This window comes from Tsuneonella flava (assembly GCF_002870965.1).
In the GTDB taxonomy this organism is placed as follows: Bacteria; Pseudomonadota; Alphaproteobacteria; order Sphingomonadales; family Sphingomonadaceae; genus Tsuneonella; species Tsuneonella flava.
In genome coordinates this window covers 260076-283765 of record NZ_PHSO01000006.1, presented here as the reverse complement: position 1 = coordinate 283765, position 23690 = coordinate 260076, and the positions used below count along the sequence as shown (strand labels likewise).

16 protein-coding genes are annotated in these 23690 nt (G+C 60.7%); 7 read left to right on the top strand and 9 right to left on the bottom strand.

What is annotated here, in order from left to right:
• Positions 1 to 4: 4 nt before the first annotated feature.
• Positions 5 to 1147, bottom strand: coding sequence for an acyltransferase family protein (locus CV013_RS11160; RefSeq protein ID WP_123639908.1), 1143 nt, complete (start codon positions 1145 to 1147; stop codon positions 5 to 7).
• 147 nt (positions 1148 to 1294) lie between these two features.
• Complete coding sequence (locus CV013_RS15565) at positions 1295 to 1990, bottom strand: hypothetical protein (protein ID WP_123639909.1); 696 nt, start codon at positions 1988 to 1990, stop codon at positions 1295 to 1297.
• A 98-nt stretch (positions 1991 to 2088) separates the two neighbouring features.
• Between CV013_RS15565 and CV013_RS11150 the strand changes: the two genes are divergently transcribed.
• Positions 2089 to 3834: a bifunctional metallophosphatase/5'-nucleotidase gene (locus CV013_RS11150; RefSeq protein ID WP_190276481.1), complete on the top strand. Its 1746-nt coding sequence runs from the start codon at positions 2089 to 2091 to the stop codon at positions 3832 to 3834.
• Positions 3835 to 4138: 304 nt separating this feature from the next.
• Here the strand turns inward: CV013_RS11150 and CV013_RS11145 are convergent, their stop codons facing one another.
• Genes CV013_RS11145 through CV013_RS11130 form a run of 4 tightly spaced genes read right to left on the bottom strand, consistent with a single transcriptional unit; the run spans position 4139 to position 8239 of the window.
• Complete coding sequence (locus tag CV013_RS11145; RefSeq protein ID WP_123639910.1) at positions 4139 to 4804, bottom strand: TetR/AcrR family transcriptional regulator; 666 nt, start codon at positions 4802 to 4804, stop codon at positions 4139 to 4141.
• Positions 4805 to 4820: 16 nt separating this feature from the next.
• The gene (locus CV013_RS11140; RefSeq protein WP_102155655.1) at positions 4821 to 5456 is read right to left on the bottom strand and encodes a lysophospholipid acyltransferase family protein; all 636 of its coding nucleotides are present in this window, start codon (positions 5454 to 5456) and stop codon (positions 4821 to 4823) included.
• Positions 5457 to 5468: 12 nt separating this feature from the next.
• Positions 5469 to 7076 (bottom strand): carboxyl transferase domain-containing protein, encoded by a 1608-nt coding sequence (locus CV013_RS11135; protein ID WP_102155654.1) that lies wholly within the window; start codon positions 7074 to 7076, stop codon positions 5469 to 5471.
• Positions 7073 to 8239, bottom strand: a complete 1167-nt coding sequence (locus CV013_RS11130) for an isovaleryl-CoA dehydrogenase (RefSeq protein ID WP_102155652.1) — start codon at positions 8237 to 8239, stop codon at positions 7073 to 7075. The genes CV013_RS11135 and CV013_RS11130 overlap by 4 nt, the downstream gene beginning before the upstream one ends.
• Before the next feature lie 137 nt (positions 8240 to 8376).
• Here CV013_RS11130 and CV013_RS11125 point away from each other — a divergent pair, with 137 nt between their 5' ends.
• Entirely contained in the window at positions 8377 to 9891 is a 1515-nt protein-coding gene (locus tag CV013_RS11125; protein ID WP_223805212.1) for a PAS domain-containing protein, read from the top strand.
• 479 nt (positions 9892 to 10370) lie between these two features.
• Here the strand turns inward: CV013_RS11125 and CV013_RS11120 are convergent, their stop codons facing one another.
• A complete protein-coding gene (locus CV013_RS11120) occupies positions 10371 to 11432 on the bottom strand; it encodes a class I SAM-dependent methyltransferase (RefSeq protein ID WP_102155649.1) in 1062 nt (353 codons plus the stop codon).
• A complete protein-coding gene (lgt, locus tag CV013_RS11115; RefSeq protein WP_102155647.1) occupies positions 11429 to 12355 on the bottom strand; it encodes a prolipoprotein diacylglyceryl transferase in 927 nt (308 codons plus the stop codon). The genes CV013_RS11120 and lgt overlap by 4 nt, the downstream gene beginning before the upstream one ends.
• Before the next feature lie 129 nt (positions 12356 to 12484).
• Between lgt and CV013_RS11110 the strand changes: the two genes are divergently transcribed.
• Both CV013_RS11110 and CV013_RS11105 read left to right on the top strand, forming a co-directional pair.
• Positions 12485 to 14176, top strand: coding sequence for a class I adenylate-forming enzyme family protein (locus CV013_RS11110; protein ID WP_102155645.1), 1692 nt, complete (start codon positions 12485 to 12487; stop codon positions 14174 to 14176).
• Positions 14173 to 16935: a [protein-PII] uridylyltransferase gene (locus tag CV013_RS11105; RefSeq protein WP_102155643.1), complete on the top strand. Its 2763-nt coding sequence runs from the start codon at positions 14173 to 14175 to the stop codon at positions 16933 to 16935. The genes CV013_RS11110 and CV013_RS11105 overlap by 4 nt, the downstream gene beginning before the upstream one ends.
• Before the next feature lie 61 nt (positions 16936 to 16996).
• On the opposite strand, the gene CV013_RS11100 is transcribed toward CV013_RS11105, so the two are convergent.
• On the bottom strand, positions 16997 to 17659 hold the full coding sequence (locus tag CV013_RS11100; RefSeq protein WP_102155641.1) for a YggS family pyridoxal phosphate-dependent enzyme: 663 nt from the start codon (positions 17657 to 17659) through the stop codon (positions 16997 to 16999).
• Between the two features lies 1 nt (position 17660).
• On the opposite strand from CV013_RS11100, the gene CV013_RS11095 reads away from it, so the two are divergent.
• The 3 genes from CV013_RS11095 (at position 17661) to CV013_RS11085 (ending at position 23562) form a co-directional block, all read left to right on the top strand.
• Positions 17661 to 18233 (top strand): thiamine phosphate synthase, encoded by a 573-nt coding sequence (locus CV013_RS11095; protein ID WP_321196972.1) that lies wholly within the window; start codon positions 17661 to 17663, stop codon positions 18231 to 18233.
• A 92-nt stretch (positions 18234 to 18325) separates the two neighbouring features.
• Positions 18326 to 20686, top strand: a complete 2361-nt coding sequence (locus tag CV013_RS11090; RefSeq protein ID WP_102155959.1) for an FtsK/SpoIIIE family DNA translocase — start codon at positions 18326 to 18328, stop codon at positions 20684 to 20686.
• Positions 20687 to 20850: 164 nt separating this feature from the next.
• Positions 20851 to 23562, top strand: coding sequence for a TonB-dependent receptor plug domain-containing protein (locus tag CV013_RS11085; RefSeq protein ID WP_190276483.1), 2712 nt, complete (start codon positions 20851 to 20853; stop codon positions 23560 to 23562).
• The last annotated feature ends 128 nt before the right edge of the window (positions 23563 to 23690 follow it).

The following is a 23690-nucleotide window of genomic DNA, read 5'->3' as shown; positions in this document are numbered from 1 at the left end:
CGGGTCAGCTTTGAGCTGGGGCAACAACGCCCTCTGCCCGCGCCCGGCGATCCTTCGGTTTCACGCCGTTGAACAGATAGAGCAACAGCGGGCTGTGCCGCAGCAAGGCGTGAATGCCGTAGGACAGCACGAGTGTAATCATGCAGATCGCGGCCCATGCGGGAATTGGCGGCAGAGCCATTCCCGCGGTAAGTGCGACCAGCGCGATAATGATCGGGTGGTGGACGAGGTAAATCGTCAGCGAGGCATCGACCAGCTTCCTCACCGTGGCCGATTCGCGATCGAGAAACCGGGCAGCGGCGGCCATCGCGACTTGCACCAGGGCGACCGAAGATATTGCATCGAGTGCATATCCACGCGCGACATCGAAGTGCGATCCGTCGTTCGGCAGCCCGAGGTTCAAAGATAGAGCCAACAGGCCAATAATTGCCATTGCAAGGCTGGGCCGCAGCAACCGGGCAAACGCCTGGGGGTTGCGCCGCACGGCGACGCCCCACGCGAAGAATGGGCCATACATCAGCACGGCTGCCAAATCGATCAGACCACCGAATGGGCGCAAAACGCCGTGATCGTGATTGACTGCGTAAATGATCCCCAGCGTCCACGCGGTATAACCAAGGATCAGCCACCCGACAGCCACATCAGGCACCTTTGCCCGGCGGACAATCGGCCAGCAGACCGCCAGCAGCGCACACATATAGAGCAGCACCGGCAGGAACCACAGGTGCGACAGCAGCCCCTGCGACCAATCGCCATGATCGAGCGGATTGCTGCCTGTCGCATGGTTCAGCACCATGTTTTGCAGTGGAACGATCGTCACCATTCCGGCGATTAGCGGCAGACCGAGACGCTGCACCCGGTTTGCCATCCATTCGCGCGGTGCGCGCCGCTCCAGCAGGAGGGCAGCGAAGAAGCCCGCGATCAAAAAGAAGCCCGGCAAGCGGAATTCACTGAGAGTCAGCGGCACTACCTTCAGCGCATCGCTGTGGCGATCTGCATGGATTACCCACGGCAGCGCCGTGAATGCCAGGGCCGCGTGGAACGGTATTCCGAACATCATGAACATAGCGCGTGCCGCATCCATGAAATGGAAGCGCATCGCTTGCGTCGGCAGGCTTGCTGCGGGCTGGGATGAAGGTGTCGTCACATCCCATTATTACACTTTTGCCCCCGTCATGCGCGGCCAAGATTGTCGCTGTCCGGTTTGGGGACAGTCCTGTGGTAAAAATTACCGTCGCGAGAACTGGTAAGATGGGTGCGCGATGGCTCGGATCGCTCCTGATCGCGGAATCGATCAGTCCGCCAACGCCGCTATTTTCTTTCGGGAAACGGGCGCATTGGCGGCAGCCTCAGCATTGAACGCGACATTTGCATTTCTGTGCCGCAGATTGCTGTCGATCATGTATCCATAGGCGAGCAGTTCTTCGAACAGCACCTCGAAATGGATCATCGCCTGACGCAGATCTCCGGTCGAGGCTTCCCCGCTTGCGTGTTTGAGTACGATATCGTGACCGGCCCGATAATGGCGGGCAACCTCTCTGTGTCTGACAGTCAGTGCTTCGTAACGGGAGTTGAAATCGCCGATCGGATAACCGCACGCAGCCATTGCCGCGCCGATCGCTGCGTCGGCATCGCCAACCGCGAGTCTCGGATTGTCGACGAAGCGACTTTTCGCGGCGATCCATCGATTCGTAAAGTGTCTGCGTTCGCCTGCGTCGAGCGGGCGCAGCACCAGCTTTGCTACGCTCCTTTTACGTGCGACCAGATCGGCCTCTGCACTAGCTCGGGAGCCGCGGTGTTCGAGTATGCGGTCGTATTCGGCATCTCCAAACCGCTCGCGTAGCCCGGTAGTTCGGCGGGACCGATATACAGCAAACAAAATTAGTGCAGCGACAGAAAGTAACAATAATAAAGAAATAACAGTGCCTTGTGTTGGTTCCATGAGGCAATTCCTTTGAATGCCCCGCCCATGCATATTGAAATCAACCAAGTCAGCGGGTGCTGGTTCCCTGAGAGGTCAGCGGCCAAGGGACGGAAGCAGCAGGATTTTGTCTTGAAGCCGCAATCGTAGCGGTGCAGGTGCAGGAAATGCTGCGTCATTTCCTTGCGATTCCGCTCGCGCTTGGCCTCGCCGCCTGCGCCACCGTTCCCACCCATACGGCGACTGCGCCGACGCCTGATGCGCCTGTGACTGTGCGGCTGGTGGGGATCAACGATTTTCACGGCAACCTCGAACCGATCAAGCGGCCGCTCGAACTGGAAGACGGGCACGGTGGCAAGCAGACCGTCTATGCCGGGGGTGCAGCATGGTTTGCCGATGCCGTGGCGAAAACCCGCGCGCAGAACGAATACAGCATGGCGGTTTCGGCAGGCGATATGATCAGCGCCAGCCCGCTGGTCAGCTCGCTGTTTCTCGACGAGCCGACCATTGGCGTGATGAATCGTATCGGCATCGATTTCAACGCCGTCGGCAATCACGAATTCGACCGGGGCTGGCGAGAGCTGAAACGCTTGCAGGCGGGCGGGTGCGAGAAATATACGCTGCGCCAGCCATGCGCGGTCGAAAACCCATACAGAGGCGCGAACTTCCCGTTTCTGGCAGCGAATGTGACGATGCCCGATGGCGATACGCTATTCCCGGCTTACGGGATCAAGCGGTTTGGTTCCGGCGCGCGCGCAGTGGCAGTGGGGGTTATCGGCCTGACGCTGAAAGGTACGCCATCGATTGTCGATCCTTCGGGCGTGAAGGGCCTGACTTTCGGTGATGAAGCCGATGCGATCAACAAGGCGGTCGGTGCGCTGACGGGGCAGGGCGTCGATGCCATCGTCGTGGCAATCCATCAGGGACTGGTGCCCGAACCGGGTGCGAATTTCACAGGCTGCGGTGCTATCTCGGGCGATCTCAAGCCGATCCTCGAGCGGCTGGACCCGCGGGTCAGCATCGTGCTGTCGGGGCATACGCACCGCAGTTACGTCTGCGATTTCGCTACGGTCGATCCCTCGCGCCGCTTTCTGGTGACGCAGGCCGGCTATGGCGGGACCGAAATCACCGATATCGCGCTGAATATCGACCCGGCGACCGATACGGTCGTGAGCGTGAAGGCGAAGAACATTCCGGTGCAGAGCATCAGCCCGGCAGCGGGCGATGGACGCCCGGCGGACCCGGCCTTCACCACTTATACGCCGGACCCTGCTATTGCCGCTTATGTGGCCAAATATGCCGCGGCTGCGAGCGCCGCGACCAATCGCCCGGTGGGCAAATTGTCCGGTGCCGCGCTCAAGCAGGGCGTGGAAAATACGCTGGGCGATCTGATTGCTGACGCACAACTGGCGGCCACGCGCGAAGCAGGGGGGCAGATCGCGTTGATGAACCCCGGCGGCATCCGCGCAGACCTGCGCCCGGCGCCCGATGGCACAGTGACCTTTGGCGATATCTACGCGGTCCAGCCGTTCGGCAATACGCTGGTGACGATGACATATACCGGGCAGCAATTGCTCGACCTGCTCGAACAGCAGTATGGCGACAGCAGCGAAAACAAGGTGTTCTCCGTCTCGCACGGGTTTGCGATGACGCTCGACCCGGCAAAGCCTGTGGGGCAACGGGTGGTGCGCGCCACCCTCGATGGCAAACCGATCGATCCGGCCGCGCATTATCGGGTGACGATGAATTCGTTTCTTTCGACCGGCGGCGATGGCTTCACGCTGTTCAAACAGGGAACCGAACCGACTGTCGGCCCGCTCGATGTCGATGCGATGGAGGCATGGCTGCAACTGCCCGGCGGCGATGTGCGGTCCTTGCCCAAAGGCGGGCGAGTGACAGTCATCGGCAGCTAGGGGATGACTTTGGCTTAGGGACAGAGTTCATCGCCGTCAGCCGTCCCGCACCTGATCCGGGGCCCCGTTAATTTTCGGCCGTGCCACAGCGGAAGCTGGACCCCGGCTCGGGGGCTGGGGTGACGGCAACGGAGGTGGCTCACTGGAGAGGCGAATGAAGTGCACCGGTTCGGTACGTGCATATCGCATCTCCGCACCTACCTATAGCATCGCACAACGTCGCCCCGGATTTGATCCGGGGCCCAGCTATTCTTGTTAAGTGCGATTGTCAGGCGTGCGTTCTCAACGCGCCCTGCGCCCTAAGCTACCCGCTTCGCCCCTGCACAGCGGCGATCCGGGCGATCCCGCTGGCGCCGCGGTTTGCCGCCGACAGGCCAACGAACATCGTATCGACGATAGCGGCGAGCTTTTCCTCGCTCAGCCGGTCGTCCATATAAGTCAGCACTTCCGCCATAGTGTAAGGAAACACCATCTGGTTGATCAGCGACAGCGCCTGATCGATCTCCAGCCCCGGAAATGCCCCATCGGCCTGTGCCTGCGCGATCAGTTCGCACAGGTAATGATCGGCCAGATCAACGTAGCTTTCGACCCGCTCGAAATGCGCCGCGCCCAGTTCGCAATAAACTTCGAACGTCGCCGGATCGGCGCGGTAGCGGCCGCGATGGATACGAAACCGGCGGACGAAGAATTCATACATCTTGCGATTGGGTGGCAGATCGGCGGCCAGCACTTCTTCCATCGCGGCGATATGATCGACGAACCATGTCTCGACGATCGCATCGATCATTTCGTTATCGTCAGCGAAATGCGCCTCTACCCGTGCACGGGGGACACCGGCAGCGCTGGCGACCATGCCCAGCGTGATGCCGTCGCCGTTCTGCTCGACCAGCTTGCGCGCAACTTCCACAAAGCGCGCGCGTTCGGTGCTGTGGCTCGCATCGGGGGAGGGCAAGGATTCGGCTCCGCTCAAATGGTTCTGGCGCAATCTAGAGTGCGTCCGGCCCCGCGTGAAGCCCCGATTGTTCGATAGCCTGACGGGCAAGTTCTTCAAACCGCGGGCAATCGGGGCGGACCGAGCGATAGAATGCGGCGATTTTGGCCAGATCGGCGGCGAAATCGCCGGTCGGCATGATCGGCGGACCCAGCCCGCCGCGCTTCGTTGCATGATCGACCCAGCCGGGCACGATCGGCACCCCGGCGGCATGGGCGATATGGTAGAACCCGCTGCGCCAGCGCCCGTTCGAATTGCGCGATCCTTCCGGTGCTACGACCAGTGCCAGTTCGTCCGCCTCGGCAAAGGCCTGCGCCACCTGCCCGACATAGTTCGACTGCCGCGACCGATCGACCGAAATGCCGCCCATATCGCGCATGAACCGGGTCATCGGCCATTTGAACAGTGTGTGTTTGCCCATGAAACTGGGCTGCATCCCGAAATGGTGCACCCCGCCGAGGAAGAACACGAAATCCCAGTTCGACGTATGCGGCGCGCCGGTGATGACGCATTTGCCAACATCCGGATGGTGCCCTTCGACTTTCCAGCCTTTCCAGCGGTAGAGCGTCAGTAGCGTCCGCCACGCGATGCGTGACAGCCAGTGCGGCTTGCATTGTGTAGCGGTGGGCAAACGAATGGCGGCCTACATCCGGAACACCCCAAACGCGGGGCGTTCGGGGATCGGTGCTTCGAGAGCTGCGGCGAGGCTGAGGGCGAGGACATCCCGTGTCTGCACCGGGTCGATCACGCCATCGTCCCACAGGCGGGCGGTGGCGTAGTAGGGGTTGCCTTCGTCTTCGTATTTCTGGCGGATCGGGGCTTTGAACGCCTCTGCCTCTTCCGTCGACCATTTGTCGGCATCGCGGTGGACAGTGGCCAGCACGCTGGCGGCCTGTTCGCCGCCCATCACGCTGATTCGGGCATTGGGCCATGTGAACAGGAAGCGCGGGGCATAGGCGCGCCCGCACATCCCGTAATTGCCCGCGCCGAAGCTGCCGCCGATCACCACGGTGATCTTGGGCACGGTGGCAGTGGCCACGGCTGTCACCAGCTTGGCACCGTGCTTAGCGATCCCTTCCGCTTCGTATTTCCCGCCAACCATGAAGCCGGAGATATTCTGCAGGAACAGTAAAGGGATGCGCCGCTGGCAGGTCAGTTCGATGAAATGCGCGCCTTTCTGTGCGCTTTCGCTGAACAGTACGCCATTGTTCGCCAGGATCGCCACCGGCATTCCCCAGATATGCGCGAAGCCGCACACCAGCGTGCTGCCGTATTGCGCCTTGAACTCGTGGAACTCGCTGCCGTCGACAAGCCGGGCGATCACTTCGTGGACATCGTATGGCGCGCGCACGTCTTCGGGGATCAACGCATAGAGATCGTCGGTATCGTATCGCGGCGGGCGCGGTTCTTCGATCCGCACGGCAGCGGCGGCCTGCGGATTGTCGCCCAGATGCGACACGATATCGCGCACGATAGTCAGCGCGTGCTCGTCATTCTCCGCCAGATGATCAACCACGCCGCTCTTCTTCGCGTGCAGATCGCCGCCGCCCAGATCCTCGGCACTGATTTCCTCGCCTGTCGCGGCCTTTACCAAAGGCGGCCCGGCGAGGAAGATGGTGCCCTGATTGCGGACGATCACTGTCTCGTCGCTCATCGCCGGGACATAGGCGCCCCCGGCTGTGCAAGAGCCCATCACGCAGGCGATCTGCGGAATGCCCAGCGCGGACATATTCGCCTGATTGAAGAAGATGCGCCCGAAGTGATCGCGGTCGGGGAACACCTCTGCCTGATAGGGCAGGTTGGCCCCGCCGCTATCGACCAGATACACGCACGGCAGCCGGTTTTCCTGCGCGATTTCTTGCGCGCGCAGATGCTTCTTCACCGTCATCGGGTAATAGCTGCCGCCCTTTACCGTGGGATCGTTGCACACGATCATCACCTGACGGCCCGATACCCGCCCGATGCCGCAGATCATCGATGCGCCGCTGACATCGCCTTCGTACATCCCGTTGGCGGCAAGCTGGCCGATCTCAAGGAAGGGCGAACCGGGATCGAGCAACCGCTCCACCCGTTCGCGCGGCAACAGCTTGCCCCGCGCGACATGGCGCTCGCGGTGCTTCTCGCTGCCACCCAGCGCCGCCTCCGCCACTCTGGCGCGCAGGTCTTCGGCCAGCGCCCGGTTATGCGCAAACCGCGCTTTGGCTTCGGGGCTTTCGCGGTCGAGCTTAGTGGGGAGGATGGGGGCGGTCACCCCGCTGCCCCGATCAGTTCGCGGCCGATCAGCATCCGCCGGATTTCGTTCGTCCCCGCGCCGATATCGAGCAGCTTGGCATCGCGCAGATAGCGTTCGACCGGCCAGTCTTTGGTATAACCGGCACCGCCCAGCGCCTGCACCGCCTCTGCCGCGACCTTGAAGGCATTTTCGCTGGCCAGCAGGATCGCGCCCGCTGCGTCGAAGCGGGTGGTCTGCCCCGCGTCGCACGCCTTGGCCACCGCATATGTATAAGCGCGCGCCGATTGCAGGGCGACGTACATATCCGCCACTTTGGCCTGCATCAGCTGGAACGCTCCGATCGGCTTGCCGAATTGTTTGCGCTCGCGGATATAGGGGATCACCGTGTCGAGGCAGGCCTGCATGATGCCGAGCTGCAATCCGGCCAGTACCACGCGTTCATAGTCCAGCCCGCTCATCAGAACGCCGACCCCGCCGTGGAGCGGGCCCATCACGTTCTCTTCGGGAACGAAGCAATCGTCGAACACCAGTTCGGCGGTCGGGCTGCCGCGCATCCCCATCTTGTCGATCTTTTGCCCGATGGAAAAGCCGGGCATGTCCTTCTCGATCAGGAACGCGGTGATGCCCCGGCTGCCGCCTTCGGGCGCGGTCTTGGCATAGACCACCAGCGTATCGGCATATGTTGCGTTGGTGATCCAGAACTTGGTGCCGTTGAGCACATATCCGCCATCGACCGTATCGGCGCGCAGCTTCATCGATACGACATCGGACCCGGCGCTCGCTTCGCTCATCGCCAGCGAGCCGACGTGCTCGCCGCTGATCAGTTTGGGCAGATATTTCGCCTTCTGTTCCTCGTTACCCCAGCGGCGGATCTGGTTGACGCACAGGTTCGAATGCGCGCCATAGCTGAGCCCGACGCTGGCCGATGCGCGGCTGACTTCCTCCACCGCGATCACATGTTCGAGATAGCCCAGGCCAAGCCCGCCCCATTCCGGCTCCACCGTCATGCCGTGCAGGCCCAGTTCACCCATCGCAGGCCACAGGTCGCGCGGAAACCAGTCTTCCCGATCCGCCCGTTCCGCCAGCGGCGCGATCTGCTCGTCCGCGAAACGAGCCGTGGTTTCGCGAATCATTTCCGCATTCTCGCCAAGCTGAAAATCAAACTCCGGGGTCGCGCGCAATGTCTCTCTCCTCTGGCCGACCCGCATAGCCGAGGGATGGTTACAATGGCAATCAGTGCGGTGGGGGCAGTGTGCAGGCGAGTGAAATTGTATTGAAGGTACACGGATTTAGTCTAAAACGACCACCGGATCGATACATGGACAAATTAGCAAAAAACGCATGGCCAACCGGCTTGGCCCCCGACGCGACGATGTGTGGCGAGGGGCAACGCGCAGCCGTTATGGCATCGTATGGCATCGACGTACTGACCGGCGATAGCGAACTGACGGAAATTGTCCGGTTCGCGGCCAGATTGTGCGACGCGCCGATTGCTCTGGTCAGTCTGGTCGAACAGGAACGGCAGCGCTTCGTCGCGCGCGAAGGGCTGGAAGAAACCGAGACTCCGCGCGATGTCAGCTTCTGCGCGCATACCATGCTTCAGGCCGAACAGATGGTTGTCACCGATGCGACAACCGACCCGCGCTTTGCCGACAATGCGCTGGTCACCGGACCGATGCATCTGCGGTTCTATGCCGGGGTGCCGCTGGTATCGGAAGAAGGCGCACCGCTGGGCGCGCTGTGTGTGATCGATCGGGTCGCGCGGCCCGATGGGCTGACCGATCTGCAGGCCGAAGGGATGCAGGTGCTGGCGGCGGCGGTGATGCGCCGCCTGCGCGCGCGGCGTTCCAATTTGGAGTCGCTGCGTCAGTTACAGATCAGCGAAGAGCGTTTTCGCCTGCTGGCGGATTCGATGCCCGACATCGCCTTCACCTGCACGGACGACGGGGCGTTCGATTATTATAATCAGCGATTTTACGAGTATGCCGGGCAGGGGGCCGGATTCTACGACGGCGAGGCGAGCGCACTGGTTCATGAAGACGATCATGACAGCGCCATCGAACATTGGAATCGTGCGCGGGAAATCGGTGAGCCGTATCAACACGAACATCGCCTGCGCCGGGCTGACGGCAAATATCGCTGGATGCTGGTACGGGCCTTGCCGTTGAAGGATGAAAGCGGGCAAATTGTGCGCTGGTCGGGCACAATGACCGATATCGACGACAACCGCCGCCTGTCGGACAATCGCGATCTGCTGGCCCGTGAACTGTCGCATCGGATCAAGAATATCTTTGCGGTGGTTGCAGGGCTGGTGTCGATTCGCGCGCGGCGGCACCCGGAAGCGGCGGCATTTTCGGAAGATTTGATCGCAGCAATTCGTACTCTTGGGCGTGCCCACGATTTCGTGCGCCCGATAGAGGGGGTAAAAGGCGATAGTCTGACCGGGCTGCTGAATGAATTGATGGCACCGTATGCCGACGAAGGTGTCCGGGTGGCGATTGCGGGCGACGACTGCGCGATTGGGCACCGGGCAGCCACTCCGCTGGCGCTGGTGTTTCACGAACTGGCGACCAATTCAGCGAAATACGGATCGTTATCGGCGCCAGAAGGTCGCATCTCGATTCACGTCGATTGCAGCGAAGGCAGCGAAACGACGCAGATTGCCTGGCGCGAATCCGGTGGCCCGGCAACTCAGGCGGGCAGCGAAGGTTTCGGTTCGCGGCTGGTGCAAATGGCTATCGAAGGGCAACTGAACGGTTCGATGGAACGGCGCTTCGAACCGGCGGGGCTGGAAGTCGATCTGACGATCCCCACTGCCTCCATCCACGCCTGAGCGCTGGCTACTTACCTCCTCGCTCGTCATGCGAACGACGGGAAGCATCCGTGGTGTGAGGGTTCTGCCTGTCGCGGGGGCCGAAATGATGAGCGGCATTCCATCATCATCGTCACCCCGGCCACTGAGTCGGGGTCCGGCTTCCTGCAGCGCCGCGCCCGAAGAAAAGCGGGGCCCCGGATCGGGTCCGGGGCGACGTTGGTGCGTGGAGCTGGCGTTGGTGCCGCTTGGGTGACGTTGGTAGCGCCGAGGGGTGCGGGCGCTGGTTGAGAGCGGTGCGGCGGTCTGTGGCGATCTGCGATATGCCCGTCACTCACGCCCCTCCACTCGTCATTGCGAACGCAGTGAAGCAATCCATGAACTGACGGTTCCGCCCATCGCGCCGGTTGTGGTGGGGGAGAGGGCGGTGCATGGATTGCCACGTCGCGATGCTCCTCGCAATGACGAAGGGCGGAACCGGAGCCCGATGCGCCACCCTGTTATCCCTCGAACCCGGCGCCCTCTGGCCAGCCCGATGCGGCAAGGCCCATCACCTTGAACAGATTGCCCATCTGATCTTCCGCGATCAGCCGGTCGCGCGCGGCGCACAGCTCTTCGCGATATTGCGGCGCGCGTTCGGACAGGGCCTGCGTGCGCGCTTCGATCCCTAATGTGCGTAGCCAGTCGCCCTGCGTGGCTGTGCCGAGCCAAGCGATGTCGCGCGATTGCGCCACCCGCGCCAAAGTAGCGAAATCGACCAGAGCCGTCAGATCGGCTTCGCCCGGTGCAGCGAAAGGATTGACCTTCGTGTGCGCGTGGACGGCCTGCAAAGTGCTGCCGTCACGCTCGTCGGAATGGCCGTAGTCGATCAGCAAAGCGGTGCCTTTCTGCTTCGCCAGCCGTCCGGCGATTTCGTAAACCACCGATGCGGCGGCAGGGCACGTTTCGACGATAGTCCCTTCGCCTGCATCCTGCCGGTCGGGGGGCAGGGCGGCGTCCATCGGTCGATCCCCGGCGACGAAAACGAAATCGTCTCCGTCCAGCCCGATCATCCGTTCGCGCCAGCCGTCCGCCGTTCGCACCAGTTGCCGCACCGGCAGGGCATCGAGGAATTCGTTGCCGACGATCAGCAGCGGCCCATCGTCGGGCAATGTGCTCAGATCATCGTGAAACCGCGCATTGGGCACGGAATGCAGCTGAACGTCCCTGAGAAGGGGCGAGGTTTCGACAAAGTGGACAGTGGGCATCAGCCCGTATTGCTTCATCGAACGCAGCGCGTCGCCGGCCAGTGTCCCGCGGCCGGGACCGAGTTCGACATAGTGTACCGGGGCAGGCCGACCGGCGCGCAGCCATATGTCGGCCAGCCACAGCCCGATCAGTTCGCCGAACATCTGGCTGATTTCCGGGGCGGTGATGAAATCGCCGCCGCTGCCGAACGGATCGCGCCCCGCGTAATAGCGCGCGTTGCTTTCCGCCATATAGTGCGCGAGGCTGATCGGGCCGGTCGTGCGGATCAGACGTCGAAATATTTCGGCCTGACTGGTCGGAACCTGCCCGGTCATGCCGCCTCTGTGCTGGTGGCCCCTTCGCCCTTTGCCGCCGGGGTCGTGCCGAGCGGCGGACGGACCAGCGCCCGGATGACCAGCGCGATGCCGATCAGGATCAGCGGCAGCGTGAGCCATTGCCCCATGCTCAGCCCCGTCTGGCGTGCAAATTCGCTGAGCTGTGCGTCTGGCTCACGGAAGAATTCGACAGTGAAACGCGCCGCGGCGATACAGGCGGTGAACACGCCCACCAGCAGGCCGGGTCGCCAGCGCGCGCGCGTCTTCCAGAACAATGGCAGCATGATGATGATGATCAGCAGGCCTTCCAGCGCCGCTTCGTAAAGCTGGCTGGGGTGGCGCGGCAGTTGCAGCGGGTCGGAAGGGAAAATCATCGCCCATGGCACATCGGTGGGGCGGCCCCACAGCTCGCCGTTGACGAAGTTCGCCAGCCGTCCGAACAGCATTCCGAAACCGACGTTGACGGCGATATAATCGGCCACCCGGATGAAGCGCAGTTTGTTGCTGCGGCATACCCATGCAATCGCCAGCAGCACCCCGATGGCGCCGCCGTGGAAGCTCATCCCCCCGTCCCACAGGCGCAGCAGATCCCAACTGGGAAATGCGCCGGGGGTGAAGTGCGTGAACATGCTCGGCTCTGTGCTCGATCCACCGGTATAGAATGCGGCATAGCCGATCCGACCGCCCAGGATGATGCCCAGCGTGCAATAGAAGAACAGATCGTCGACATGGCGCTGTGCCAGCGGGCTGCCGGGAGCCTTGATCATCTTCGAAAGATGCCAGTAACCCAGCACGATTCCGGCCAGATAGGCCAGCGAATAGAACCGTAGTTCGAAAAATCCGAGATCGATTCCCCTACGGAGTCCTAGGTCTTCGAAACGGATTGCCTGAGATGCATCGGCCAGTAGTGACAGCAGCACGATTGGTCCTTAATTATGGGCGCAAGCACAGCGCGCCGGATTCCGCCGCGCTTTTGGCATAGCCCGCGTTCAGGCGAAACCCCGGACAGGTGCCGGATCGGGCAAAACCGCTGGAGAGAGGGAAAATCGTCGATGGCCACAGAGCTCGATAACGCACTGGAAAAAATCATGGACATGATCAGCGGGCCCGGCGGTCCGTTCGAAACGGTCCCGTTCGAGCGGTATGGTATGGCGATTCCGGCCTTCAAGAACGCACCGCCCAGTCTGGCGCATTATTTCGCGGCCTATTGCACACAACACGCCGACAACACGTTCCTCGTCGATGGCAAGACCCGGCTGACTTTCGCGCAGACCTATGCCGCGGCGCAGGCAGTGGCGGCGGGGCTGATCTCCCAACATTCGATCGAGCGGGGCGACCGCGTGGGTCTTGCCGCGCGTAATTCGGCCAACTGGATCATCGCCTATATGGGCATCGTGATGGCAGGTGGCTGTGCCACTTTGCTCAACGGTTTCTGGACCGGGGACGAGCTGGCCTATGGCATCGATCTGGCGGGCTGCAAGATGGTGCTGGCCGATGCCCAGCGGGCCGAGCGGCTTGAGGGAACAGATCACAAAGCGAAGATCGTGGTGTTCGGCCACGGCGGCGAACCGGCGGACGGGCTGGCCCGCGTGTGGGCCGATCCGGCAGGGACCACTCTGCCCGAACTGGGGCCGGACGATCTGGCGACGATCCTCTACACTTCCGGCTCTACCGGCAGTTCGAAAGGGGCATGGTCCGATCATCGCGGCGTTGTTCACGGTACGATGAGCTATGTCGCGCAGTCTGCGATGGCGGCTCTGCTGCTGCAACAACGGGGCGAAGCCTCCGACTCTCAGCCGAGCGCGCTGGTCGCGGTGCCGCTGTTCCATGTTACCGGCGAAGTGCCGCTGTTCCTTCAGTCGTTCGCCATCAACCGCAAGCTGGTGCTGATGCCCAAGTGGAGCGCCGAAGAAGCGATGCGGCTGATGGAAGCGGAAAGCGTCAGCTACTTCGTTGGCGTTCCGCTGATGAGTTACGAGATCGCAACCCATCCCGACCGCGAGAAATACGACCTCTCCGCTTGCAAGAGCTTTGCCGCCGGCGGTGCCCCGCGTCCGGTCGAACACGTCAACAAGATCAAGGAAGCCTTCCCCGGCGGCTTCCCGCTGCTCGGTTATGGTCTGACGGAAACCAACGGCGTCGGCTGCGGCAACTTCAACGAGAACTACATGGCCAAGCCCGGCAGCACCGGCCGCGCCAGCCGACCCATCGTGCAGATCGCCATTCTGGATGACGACGGCAATCAACTCGATCAGGGCAAAGTGGGTGAAGTGTGTTTCCGCTCTGTGGCCAATTTCCGTGGTTATTGGGAAAATGACAAGGCTACAGCGCAGGCTATCAGTAAAGATGGCTGGTTTCGCACAGGCGATCTCGGATATCTCGATGAAGATCAGTACCTTTTCATCGTCGATAGGAAGAAAGACATCATCATTCGCGGTGGTGAAAACATCACCTGCATCGAGGTAGAGCAGGAGATTTACGCGCATCCCGATATCGCGGAATGTTCGGTCTTCGGCTTGCCGGACGAACGCTTTGGCGAAATCCCGGCGGTCGTCTATCTGCCCAAGGAAGGGCGCGACGTTTCGCCCGACGATCTGACTGAATTTCTTACGGAACGTCTGGCGAAGTTCAAGATCCCCGAACGTATGTGGCAGGTCGATAAGCCGCTACCTCGGCTGGGTACGCAGAAAATCGACAAGCGCACTTTGCGCGCCCAATATACTGAAAAAGCAGTCGCCGCTTGATTGCACAGCGCATCCCCGGACAGCGGGCGATCATCGACCGTCGCGCACTTGCCGGAACGATTGCCGAGCATGTCGAAGCGGACGGTGCCGCCAAGGCCCGCCCCGCGATCGTCGCGGCCTTGCGCGATGCACTGGAAAAGGGGCGCGAAGAACTGACCCGGCGGCTGGAGGAGAAGCCATCCGCCGGGCACGAAATCACTGCAGGATATGCCTTTTTAGTCGATCAGATCATCCGCACTATTCACGATCACGTGGTGGCCGATGTCTATCCAGCTGCGAACCGATCTTCGGGCGAGCGGCTGACGATTGTTGCGGTCGGCGGATATGGTCGGGCGGAAATGGCGCCGCACTCGGATGTGGACATCGCGTTTCTCACCCCGACCCGTAACACGCCTTGGTGTGAGCAAGTGATTGAAGCGATGCTCTATTACTTGTGGGATCTGGCGCTGAAGGTTGGCCATTCGAGCCGTTCGATAGACGATATGGTCCGCATGGCCCGCGGGGATCTGTCGATTCGCACGGCCTTGCTCGAAGGCCGCTATGTCTGGGGCGACGAGGCCCTGTATGACGAGGCTTCGCAGCGCTTCGCAGACGATGTCGTCAAAGGGACAGAGCGCCAGTTCGTCGCGGAAAAGCTGGAGGAGCGCAACGCACGGCACAAGCGGATGGGGGATAGCCGCTATGTCGTTGAACCCAATGTGAAAGATGGCAAAGGGGGCTTGCGCGACCTTCAGACATTGTACTGGATCGGCAAGTATATTCATAAAGTCCGCACGGCGGCGGAACTGGTCGATGTCGGCCTGTTCACTACCAACGAATATCGCAGCTTTCGCCGGGCCGAGGGCTTCATGCTGGCGGTGCGGTGTCACCTGCACACGATCACCGGGCGAGCGGAAGACCGTCTGACCTTCGATCTGCAACGGCAAGTCGCCTCGCGGATGAACTTCGCCGACCGCCCCGGCAAAAGCGCCGTCGAACGCTTCATGCAATTCTATTTCCTGCAAGCGAAGCGCGTGGGGAGCCTGACCGGCGTATTCCTTGCCCATATCGACGAGCAGTTCGCCAAAAGCCGTGCACGCAAGGGGCTGCTTGCCAGTTTCCGGCCCAAGCCGCGGATGTTGAAAGGGTATCGCGTGTTCGGTGGCAGTATCGCCGCACCGGGCGATGACTGGTTCCGCCAGGATCCTGTAAGACTGATCGAAATATTCCAACTGGCAGAGGCCAACGGGTTGGAAGTCCACCCCGAAACGATGCGTCAGGCGGCGCGCGACGCCGGGTATATCAAGCACGAAGTGCGCGACGATCCACGTGCCAATGCCCTGTTTCTGGAGCTGTTGGCGGGGCGCAACGATCCCGAAACCGTTTTGCGCTGGATGAACGAAGCAGAAGTGTTCGGCCGGTTCGTGCCCGATTTCGGGCGGGTCAACGCGCAGATGCAGTTCGATATGTACCACCACTATACGGTGGACGAGCACACGATCCGCGCCATCGGGCTGCTTAGCCGGATCGAGAAAGGGCTGCTGGAAGCCGACCACCCCCGTGCCACGCATCTGATCCACGAGGTCGCCAGCCGCCGTTGCGCCTATGTCGCGGCGCTGTTGCACGATATTGCCAAGGGGCGGGGAGGCGATCACTCGATACTGGGTGCAGAGGTGGCCGAGGAACTGTGCCCGCGCTTCGGCCTTGACGATAGCGAGACTGCGCTGGTGGCGTGGCTGGTGCGGCAACATCTGCTGATGAGCCGGATTGCCTTCAAGCGCGACCTGACCGATCCGAAGACAATCGAAGATTTCGTGAAGGAAGTGCAAAGTCTGGAACGATTGCGCCATCTCGCAATCCTGACAGCAATCGATATCCGCGCGGTCGGGCCGGGGACGTGGAATTCGTGGAAAGGCCAGCTCTTGGGTGAGCTATACGATGCAGCGGAAGAACGCTTGCGGCTCGGCCATATGAAGCATGGGCGCGAACAACGGGTCGCCGCCAAGAAGGCTGCTGTTGCCGAACTGTTGGCCGATAAGAAGGGCTTCCTGCGCCTTTATGGCGATCGCTTCGACGATGCCTACTGGATCGCGGAGCCGGAAGACATCATCGCGATTAACATCGTCCACTATACCGCCGCGCACGAAGTAAAGGATAACCTGTCGATCCATTGCGAGGTCGATAAGGCACGCGGGGCGACATTGGTGACGGTGATCGCTGCCGACCATCCCGGCCTGTTCTACCGCATCGCCGGCGGTATCCATCTGGCGGGCGCCAATATCATCGATGCGCGCATTCACACGACGCGCACCGGCTGGGCCGTCGATAATTTTATCGTTCAGGACATTCACGGCCGTCCGTTTTTCGAACCCGATCAATTGCAAAGGATCAAAAGCAGTATCGGCGATGCGCTGGCCAACCGGATCGAACTGGTCCCCCAACTTGCGAAGCGTCCGCTGCCGCACAGCCGGGCCAAAGCATTCGACGTGCGCCCGATTGTCACGTTCGATAATCAGGCCTCTGGCCGTTTTACGGTGATCGAAGTCAACGCGCGCGACCGTGCCGCTCTGCTCAACCGCCTAGCGCGTACGCTGTTCGAATGCAGTCTGGTGGTGCAGTCGGCCCACATCACGCATTATGGTGAACGTGCGGCGGATACGTTTTACGTGACTGACCTCACAGGCGGAAAAGTGATCGCGCCGGGCAAGCTCAAAGCCATCGAAGAGGCGCTGTTGGAAGCTGCCAGCGATGAACGTCAGGCGGAACTCGAAGGGGCATAAAGGCATCGCCCGCCGGCTTGGCGGTGCGCCTTTATATGAGATCGCCGCACACGGGCGTCGATCAGCCTCGATCTCCGAACAATGCCGTGCCTACCCGCACATGCGTTGCGCCGAGCATGATGGCGGTTTCGTAATCGCCGCTCATCCCCATGCTGCGCCCGTCCAGTCCGTTGTCGGCGGCCAGCTTGTCGAGAAAGGCAAAGAACGGTGCCGGTTCGATGTCGTGCGGTGGCACGCACATCAGGCCAATCACCGGGATGCCAGCGGCGCTTGCCTGCGATAGCAAGGCAGGCAGTTCTGCGACCGGGCAGCCGCCTTTTTGTGGCTCCTCCCCGACATCGACCTGCACGAAGCAGGGCACCTGTTTACCCGCCTTGTCGAATGCCTTGGCCAGCGCTTTCACCAGACTGGGCCGGTCGAGCGAATGGATACAATCGAACAGCGCCACGGCATCGTCTGCCTTGTTCGATTGCAACTGACCGACGAGGTGCAGCGACACGTCAGGATATTGCTCCCTTAAGGCAGGCCATTTGGCGTGCGCTTCCTGCACCCGGTTCTCGCCAAAAACGCGCTGACCCGCGTCGAGCAGCGGCACAATTGCCTCTGCCGGATGCGTCTTGCTGACAGCGACGAGAGTGACATCGTCGACCGGACGGCGAGCGATCTTGCATGCATGGGCGATGCGGTCGTGGACGAATTGCAAGGCAGAGGCTGGGTTTTCCATCGTGGTGCGCTATAGCGGTCTGGTGCAGACACGCCAGACCCAGTTGCCCGACTTGTGGCTCTTGTCCGATGCGCGAAACGAGGATTCGCTCGAACGTGCGATTGCGGCGCTGCCGACGCGTTCTGCATTCGTGTACCGCCACTATCACCTCGATCCGCGTTCGCGGCGCGCGCGCTGGGACACGTTGTTGCCTCTGTTGCGCGCCGGCGATCATCTGGCGATCCTGTCGGGCAGCGATGACGAAGCGCAGGCGTGGGGCGCCGACGGTTCCTATGGCCCGCCCGAAGGGCTCGGAGAGCCGCCAAAGTTGTTGCGGATCGCGGCGGTGCACGATGCGCTGGAAATCGCCCATGCCAATGCCGCCGGAGCGGATGCCGTTATGCTCAGTCCGGTATTTTCCACGCGCACCCATCCAGACCGTGCTGCTCTGGGTGCGGAGAAATTTCATGCACTTGCCGCGCTGGCGGAAATGCCTGTGATTGCGCTGGGCGGCATGGACTTTCAGCGGGCGGAAGAAATCGGCTGGAACCGCTGGGCTGCAATCGATGGCCTGGGCCTGATGCAGCGCGGATAGCGGTCCTCGCTCGACGAACGGCATCGCGTCGATTCTTGACGGCGAGTCCCCGGCAGGCGATGATGGCGGCAGACGTAAACGGGATCTCGCAAATGGCTTCACGTGCAATCGGCAAGACTGGCCAGACAGACTGGCGCGCGGCGTTCCGCCGCAGCTTGCGCCGTGCGAGCGAGATGATCGGTGCGGGTCTGTTGTTCGGGACAATGGTATTCCTCGCCCTTGCGATGGCGAGCTACACTCAGACAGACCCAAGTCCATCGACCGCCGCGGCGGGAACGGACATCGCCAACTGGATGGGCGCATGGGGTGCCTGGGCATCGGAACGCATCTTTTTCCTGTTTGGCGTGTCGGGCATCCTGATCCTGCCGCTGCTTTATGTCGGGGCACGTGCCCTGTGGCGCGATGTGGAAGAGGATAGCGTCGATAACGAAACCCGCTGGTGGCGGCCGCTGGGTCTGTTGCTGCTGGCGATGGCGCTGCTCGGCACGGTGCTGGCGCTGACGTTCGATGGCCCACGCGGCACACTGCCGGCATCGATGGGGGGAATTACCGGCTTGCTCGGCGCGGGCGCAATTCACGGCATTGCCGGACGATTTCCCGGTGGAGCACAAGGCTGGATCATTTTCGCTGCGGCGCTGATCGGGCTGATCGCCGGGGTGGCGCTGATCGCACGGGTCTTCGCGCTCGATTGGGCCAGGTTGCTCACGCTGCCGCGCTTCCTGACTCGACTGCCGCGTTTGCCGCGCGGAGGTGAGATCGCTGAAAGCGCGTTGGCATTTGCCCCCGCAGAACGCCCGGCCAAGACAAAGAAGCCGCGTGGGGATGTCGACGAAGTGCCGCAGATCGCCGAACGTCGCGCGCCGCAAATCGTCGATCCATCGTCGCCGCCCGAACGGGCCAAGCCCGCCGGGAAAAAGGCGCAGAAAGACCTGTTCGCGAATTACGAACTGCCTAGTCTGGAACTGTTGGCCGAACCGCCCGCCAACAATGCACCCAAGCTCGACAAGCTGGCGCTGGAACGCAACGCCCGCCTGCTTGAAACCGTGCTCGACGATTTCAATGTGAAGGGCGAAATCACAGCCGTGCGTACCGGCCCGGTGGTGACGATGTACGAACTCGAACCGGCGCCGGGCATCAAGGCCAGTCGCGTGATCGGCCTGGCCGAAGACATCGCCCGCAATATGAGCGCGATCAGCGCGCGCGTTTCGTCGATTCCCGGCAAGACGGTGATGGGCATTGAACTGCCTAATGCCGACCGGCAGATGGTGGCGTTCAAGGAGCTTGCCGCGTGCGATGCCTTCGTAAATGCCAAGGGGACTCTGCCGATCATTCTGGGCAAGGATATCGCAGGTGAACCGATCGTGGCCGATCTTGCCGCGATGCCGCACTTGCTGGTCGCGGGGACGACGGGATCGGGCAAGTCGGTCGGGCTGAACTGTATTCTGCTCAGCTTGCTCTACCGTTTCACGCCGGAAGAATGCCGCCTGATCCTGATCGATCCCAAGGTGCTCGAACTCAAGAGCTACGACGATATCCCACACTTGCTGAGTCAGGTGGTGACCGAGCCGCATAAATCGGTTCGCGCGCTGAAGTGGGCGGTCGAGGAAATGGAGCGCCGCTATCGCATGATGAGCAGCATCGGCGCGCGTAATCTGGGTGGCTTTAACGAACGTGTTCGCAATGCGCGCGCGAAGGGCAAGCCTTTGGGACGTCGGGTACAGACCGGGTTCGATCCCGAGACAGGCGAGGAACTGTTCGAGGAAGAACAGCTCGACTACGAAGTGCTGCCGCAGATCGTGCTGATCGTCGATGAACTGGCCGATCTGATGGTGACGGTGGGCAAGGAAATCGAAGTGCTGATTCAGCGTCTGGCACAGAAAAGCCGTGCTGCGGGCATCCACCTTATTATGGCGACGCAACGGCCCAGCGTTGATGTGATCACCGGCGTTATCAAAGCCAACTTGCCGACACGTATCGCGTTCAATGTTACCAGTCGGATCGACAGCCGTACGATCCTGGGAGAGCAGGGGGCGGAGCAACTGCTGGGCAAGGGTGACATGCTCTATAAGCCGAGTACGGGGGCGCTGCTGCGTGTACACGGCCCGTTCGTGTCCGACGAGGAGGTAGAGGCGGTTGCCGACCACTGGCGTGGTCAGGGGCAGCCCGACTATGTCGATGCCGTAACCGAAGAGCCGGAGGATGGCGGCGGGTTCGGCTTTGACGACGAGCTTACCGCATCAGACAATCCCGACGAGCGCAAGTATCGCCAGGCCTGTCAGATCGTGATCGAGAATCAGAAGGCCTCGGGTTCGTGGCTGCAACGGCAGATGGGTGTTGGTTACAATACTGCCGCAAAATGGATTGAGCGGATGGAGGAGGACGGGCTTGTCGGTCCCGCAAACCATGTTGGGCGTCGCGATATCTATCGCGACAAAGATGGAAACCCATTGTAGACAATATAAATTATTAAAATAGATACTTCATTGATACTTATTGCGTAACGTCTCTGCAACACTATCGGCGATTCTTTAAGTTAATATCTCAATTAATTTCATTAAGCGATGGACTGGCATTTAATTCCTCTGTTCTCTTTATGGGAACTGGGAATATAATATATATGTCACGACGCTCTAATTATCTGCTTGGCGCTGCCATCTCCGTTGTTGCTTCGATAACTGTACCGCACACCGTATTGGCTCAGGATGGCGCGGGTCCGGCCGCCAATTCTGCGGCGCTTGCCGGGGAAGGCCAGATTGTGGTTCTTGGCACACGGCGGGCAGACCGCACCGTTACCGATTCTGCCTCGCCGGTGGATGTGATCGGGGCGCAGGATCTGGTTGGTCAGCCAAGCGCCGATATGGTCGACGCAGTAAAGAACGTGGTTCCATCGTTCTTCGTCGGGCAAAATACCATTTCCGACGCTTCCACGTTCGTTCGCTCGGCTTCGCTCCGTGGTCTTCCCGGGGATCAGGTGCTGGTGATGATCAACGGCAAGCGGTTCAACCGTTCTTCGCTGGTACAGGTCTATGCCGGTGGCGACACCGCGCTTTCATTTGGATCGCAAGGGCCTGATATTTCGTCGATCCCGTCGCTGGCCATCGCAAATTTGCAAGTTTTGCGCGAAGGCGCGACTGCGCAATATGGCTCGGATGCGATCGCGGGCGTGCTGAATTTCCAGCTCCGCAGCAAGCCGGGCTTCGAAATGCAGGCGCGATATGGCCAGTATTACGATAATGGCGGCGATGGCCAGAGCTATCAGGTTTCCGGAAACTACGGGGTGGATTTCGGCTCTCGCGGGTTCATCAATCTGACCGGGGAATATAACGACAACAAGCAGACAAGCCGCGGAGTGCAGGTTCCCTCAGCGGTTTACTTTGCGGACAAAAACCCCACGCTCACCGACCGCCTCCCGAATTACCCGGACCCGGTTCAAAACTGGGGATCGTCCCCCAGCCACGGTTACAAGCTGATGCTGAACGCAGCGTATGACGTGACCGATTGGGCGCAGCTCTATGTGTTTGGCAACTATGCCAACAGCAAAGGTGACCAGAGCTTTCAGTATCGGCCTGTGTCCGATTGGGAAATGGAACGCGACAATGGCACAGACATTGCGCTCGGCGGGGGCAGCGCAAATTCGGTGTTCCGCCACCCGATCTATCTGACCCCGTGCCCTACTGGAAATGCGAGCTGCCCGGAAGGCGGGTTTGTGAAAGATGGCAATGTCTATAACTTTTCGACCTTGTATCCTGCCGGGTTCACGCCCCGGTTTGTCGGCGAAACGACCGAAATATATGGCACAGTCGGTGCGAAGGGTGAAATCGATCAGTTGACGTGGGATCTGTCCGGCACATGGGCGCGTCATAAGCTGGACCTGTCGATGTATAGTTCGATGGCACCGTCTTATGGTCCGTCCAGCCAAACAGAATTCGAATTCGGGCAGTTGAGCCAGACAGAAACGAATGCGAACCTGGACCTGACTTATCCGCTGGAAGTTGGCCTTGCCAGCCCGCTGACCCTGTCGGCAGGCGCGGAATATCGGAATGAAACATACAAGGCGACCGAAGGCGATCTGCAGTCCTATGGGGTTGGACCATATGGGGCTCAGTCACTCTATGTGGAAACCTCTCCCGGCGGTTTCGCGTATGACAGCTCAGTTACGATGTTTTCCGGCGCCAGTGGCTACGCTGGCACCAGCCCTCAGGCAGCAGGGAAGTATTCGCAGAATAGCTATGGTGGTTATGTTGGGATCGAAGGCGATCTGACTGAAAATCTCAGTTTTGGGGCTGCCGGCCGCTACGAGCATTACGATACTTTCGGCGATGCGACAGTGGGCAAGGTCAACGCGATTTATCACCTCTCGCCCGAATTCGCGATCCGCGCGAGTTATGGCACCGGCTTCCACGCGCCATCGCCAGGACAGAACAACGTGCAGGTTCTCACCACAGCCTTCATTGGTGGGAATCAGGTGCAGACCGGAACCTATCCGGTGACGAGCGCAGCGGCACAATATTTCGGCGCAAAATCGTTAAGTCCTGAAAAGGCAACCAATTTCGGCATCGGTTTCGTGATTGATCCGGGCAACGGCTTCACTCTCACAGCCGATGCCTACAGCATCAAGGTCAACAATCGCATCGGACTGTCGCAGTCATTCGACGTGACAGCAGATGATGTCGCGGCGGAACCGATACTTGCCGCAGTCGGTGCAGGTGGGGCAGTTCAATACTTCACCAACGGCTTCGATACCAAAACTGTCGGTGTCGATGTGGTCGCTTCGTATAAGACCTATCTGGCAGGCGGGCCGTTGAACTTCACGCTTGCCTACAACTACAACAAAAGCCGGGTCACCGATTATGATCCGAACGTAGTTGGCAAGACGCAGTTGATCGACATTCAGTATCTCGCCCCCAATCATCGGGCGAACCTTTCAGCCAACTGGCAACTGGGCGACTTCACGTTCAATGTACGCGAATCGTACTACGGCGAATGGCGAAATTCGAATGATTATCCGATCCGCGAAGGCAATCTTGCAAATGGTGCGATTATCGATGGCCAGCATTTTGGTGAGAAGTTCCTGACCGATATCGATGTCAGCTATCGCTTCATGGATCGTTACACACTGACAGTCGGCGCAAACAATGTGTTTAACACATACCCTGACAAGATCATGGCGACTGTGAACAATCCGGTTTACACGGCAACCGGCAGTCTTGCGAATGGTTCGGTCTATCCGCGTTCGGGCGGCCCATTCGGTATCAACGGAGGCATGTGGTACGTCCGCCTCGGCGTAAAATACCGATCCGTTGAGCTTCCATCACAATTCGTGATGTGATGCTTGCTTGTAATACTGAACCGCCCGCATCCATGATGGATGCGGGCGGTTTTTCGTTTCAGGTATCGCGAACGGTTTCAAAAAGGCCTCCCACCGGCGTGGGGCCGATGGGGGGGCTGATAAGGAGC

What these genes read in the sequence shown, in the direction of transcription:
- CV013_RS11150 (WP_190276481.1), top strand. Translation starts at nt 2,089, where the DNA reads ATGCTGCGTCATTTCCTTGCGATTCCGCTCGCGCTTGGCCTCGCCGCC.
- CV013_RS11125 (WP_223805212.1), top strand. Translation starts at nt 8,377, where the DNA reads ATGGACAAATTAGCAAAAAACGCATGGCCAACCGGCTTGGCCCCCGAC.
- CV013_RS11120 (WP_102155649.1), bottom strand. Translation starts at nt 11,432, where the DNA reads ATGACCGGGCAGGTTCCGACCAGTCAGGCCGAAATATTTCGACGTCTG.
- CV013_RS11110 (WP_102155645.1), top strand. Translation starts at nt 12,485, where the DNA reads ATGGCCACAGAGCTCGATAACGCACTGGAAAAAATCATGGACATGATC.
- CV013_RS11100 (WP_102155641.1), bottom strand. Translation starts at nt 17,659, where the DNA reads ATGGAAAACCCAGCCTCTGCCTTGCAATTCGTCCACGACCGCATCGCC.
- CV013_RS11090 (WP_102155959.1), top strand. Translation starts at nt 18,326, where the DNA reads ATGGCTTCACGTGCAATCGGCAAGACTGGCCAGACAGACTGGCGCGCG.
- CV013_RS11085 (WP_190276483.1), top strand. Translation starts at nt 20,851, where the DNA reads ATGTCACGACGCTCTAATTATCTGCTTGGCGCTGCCATCTCCGTTGTT.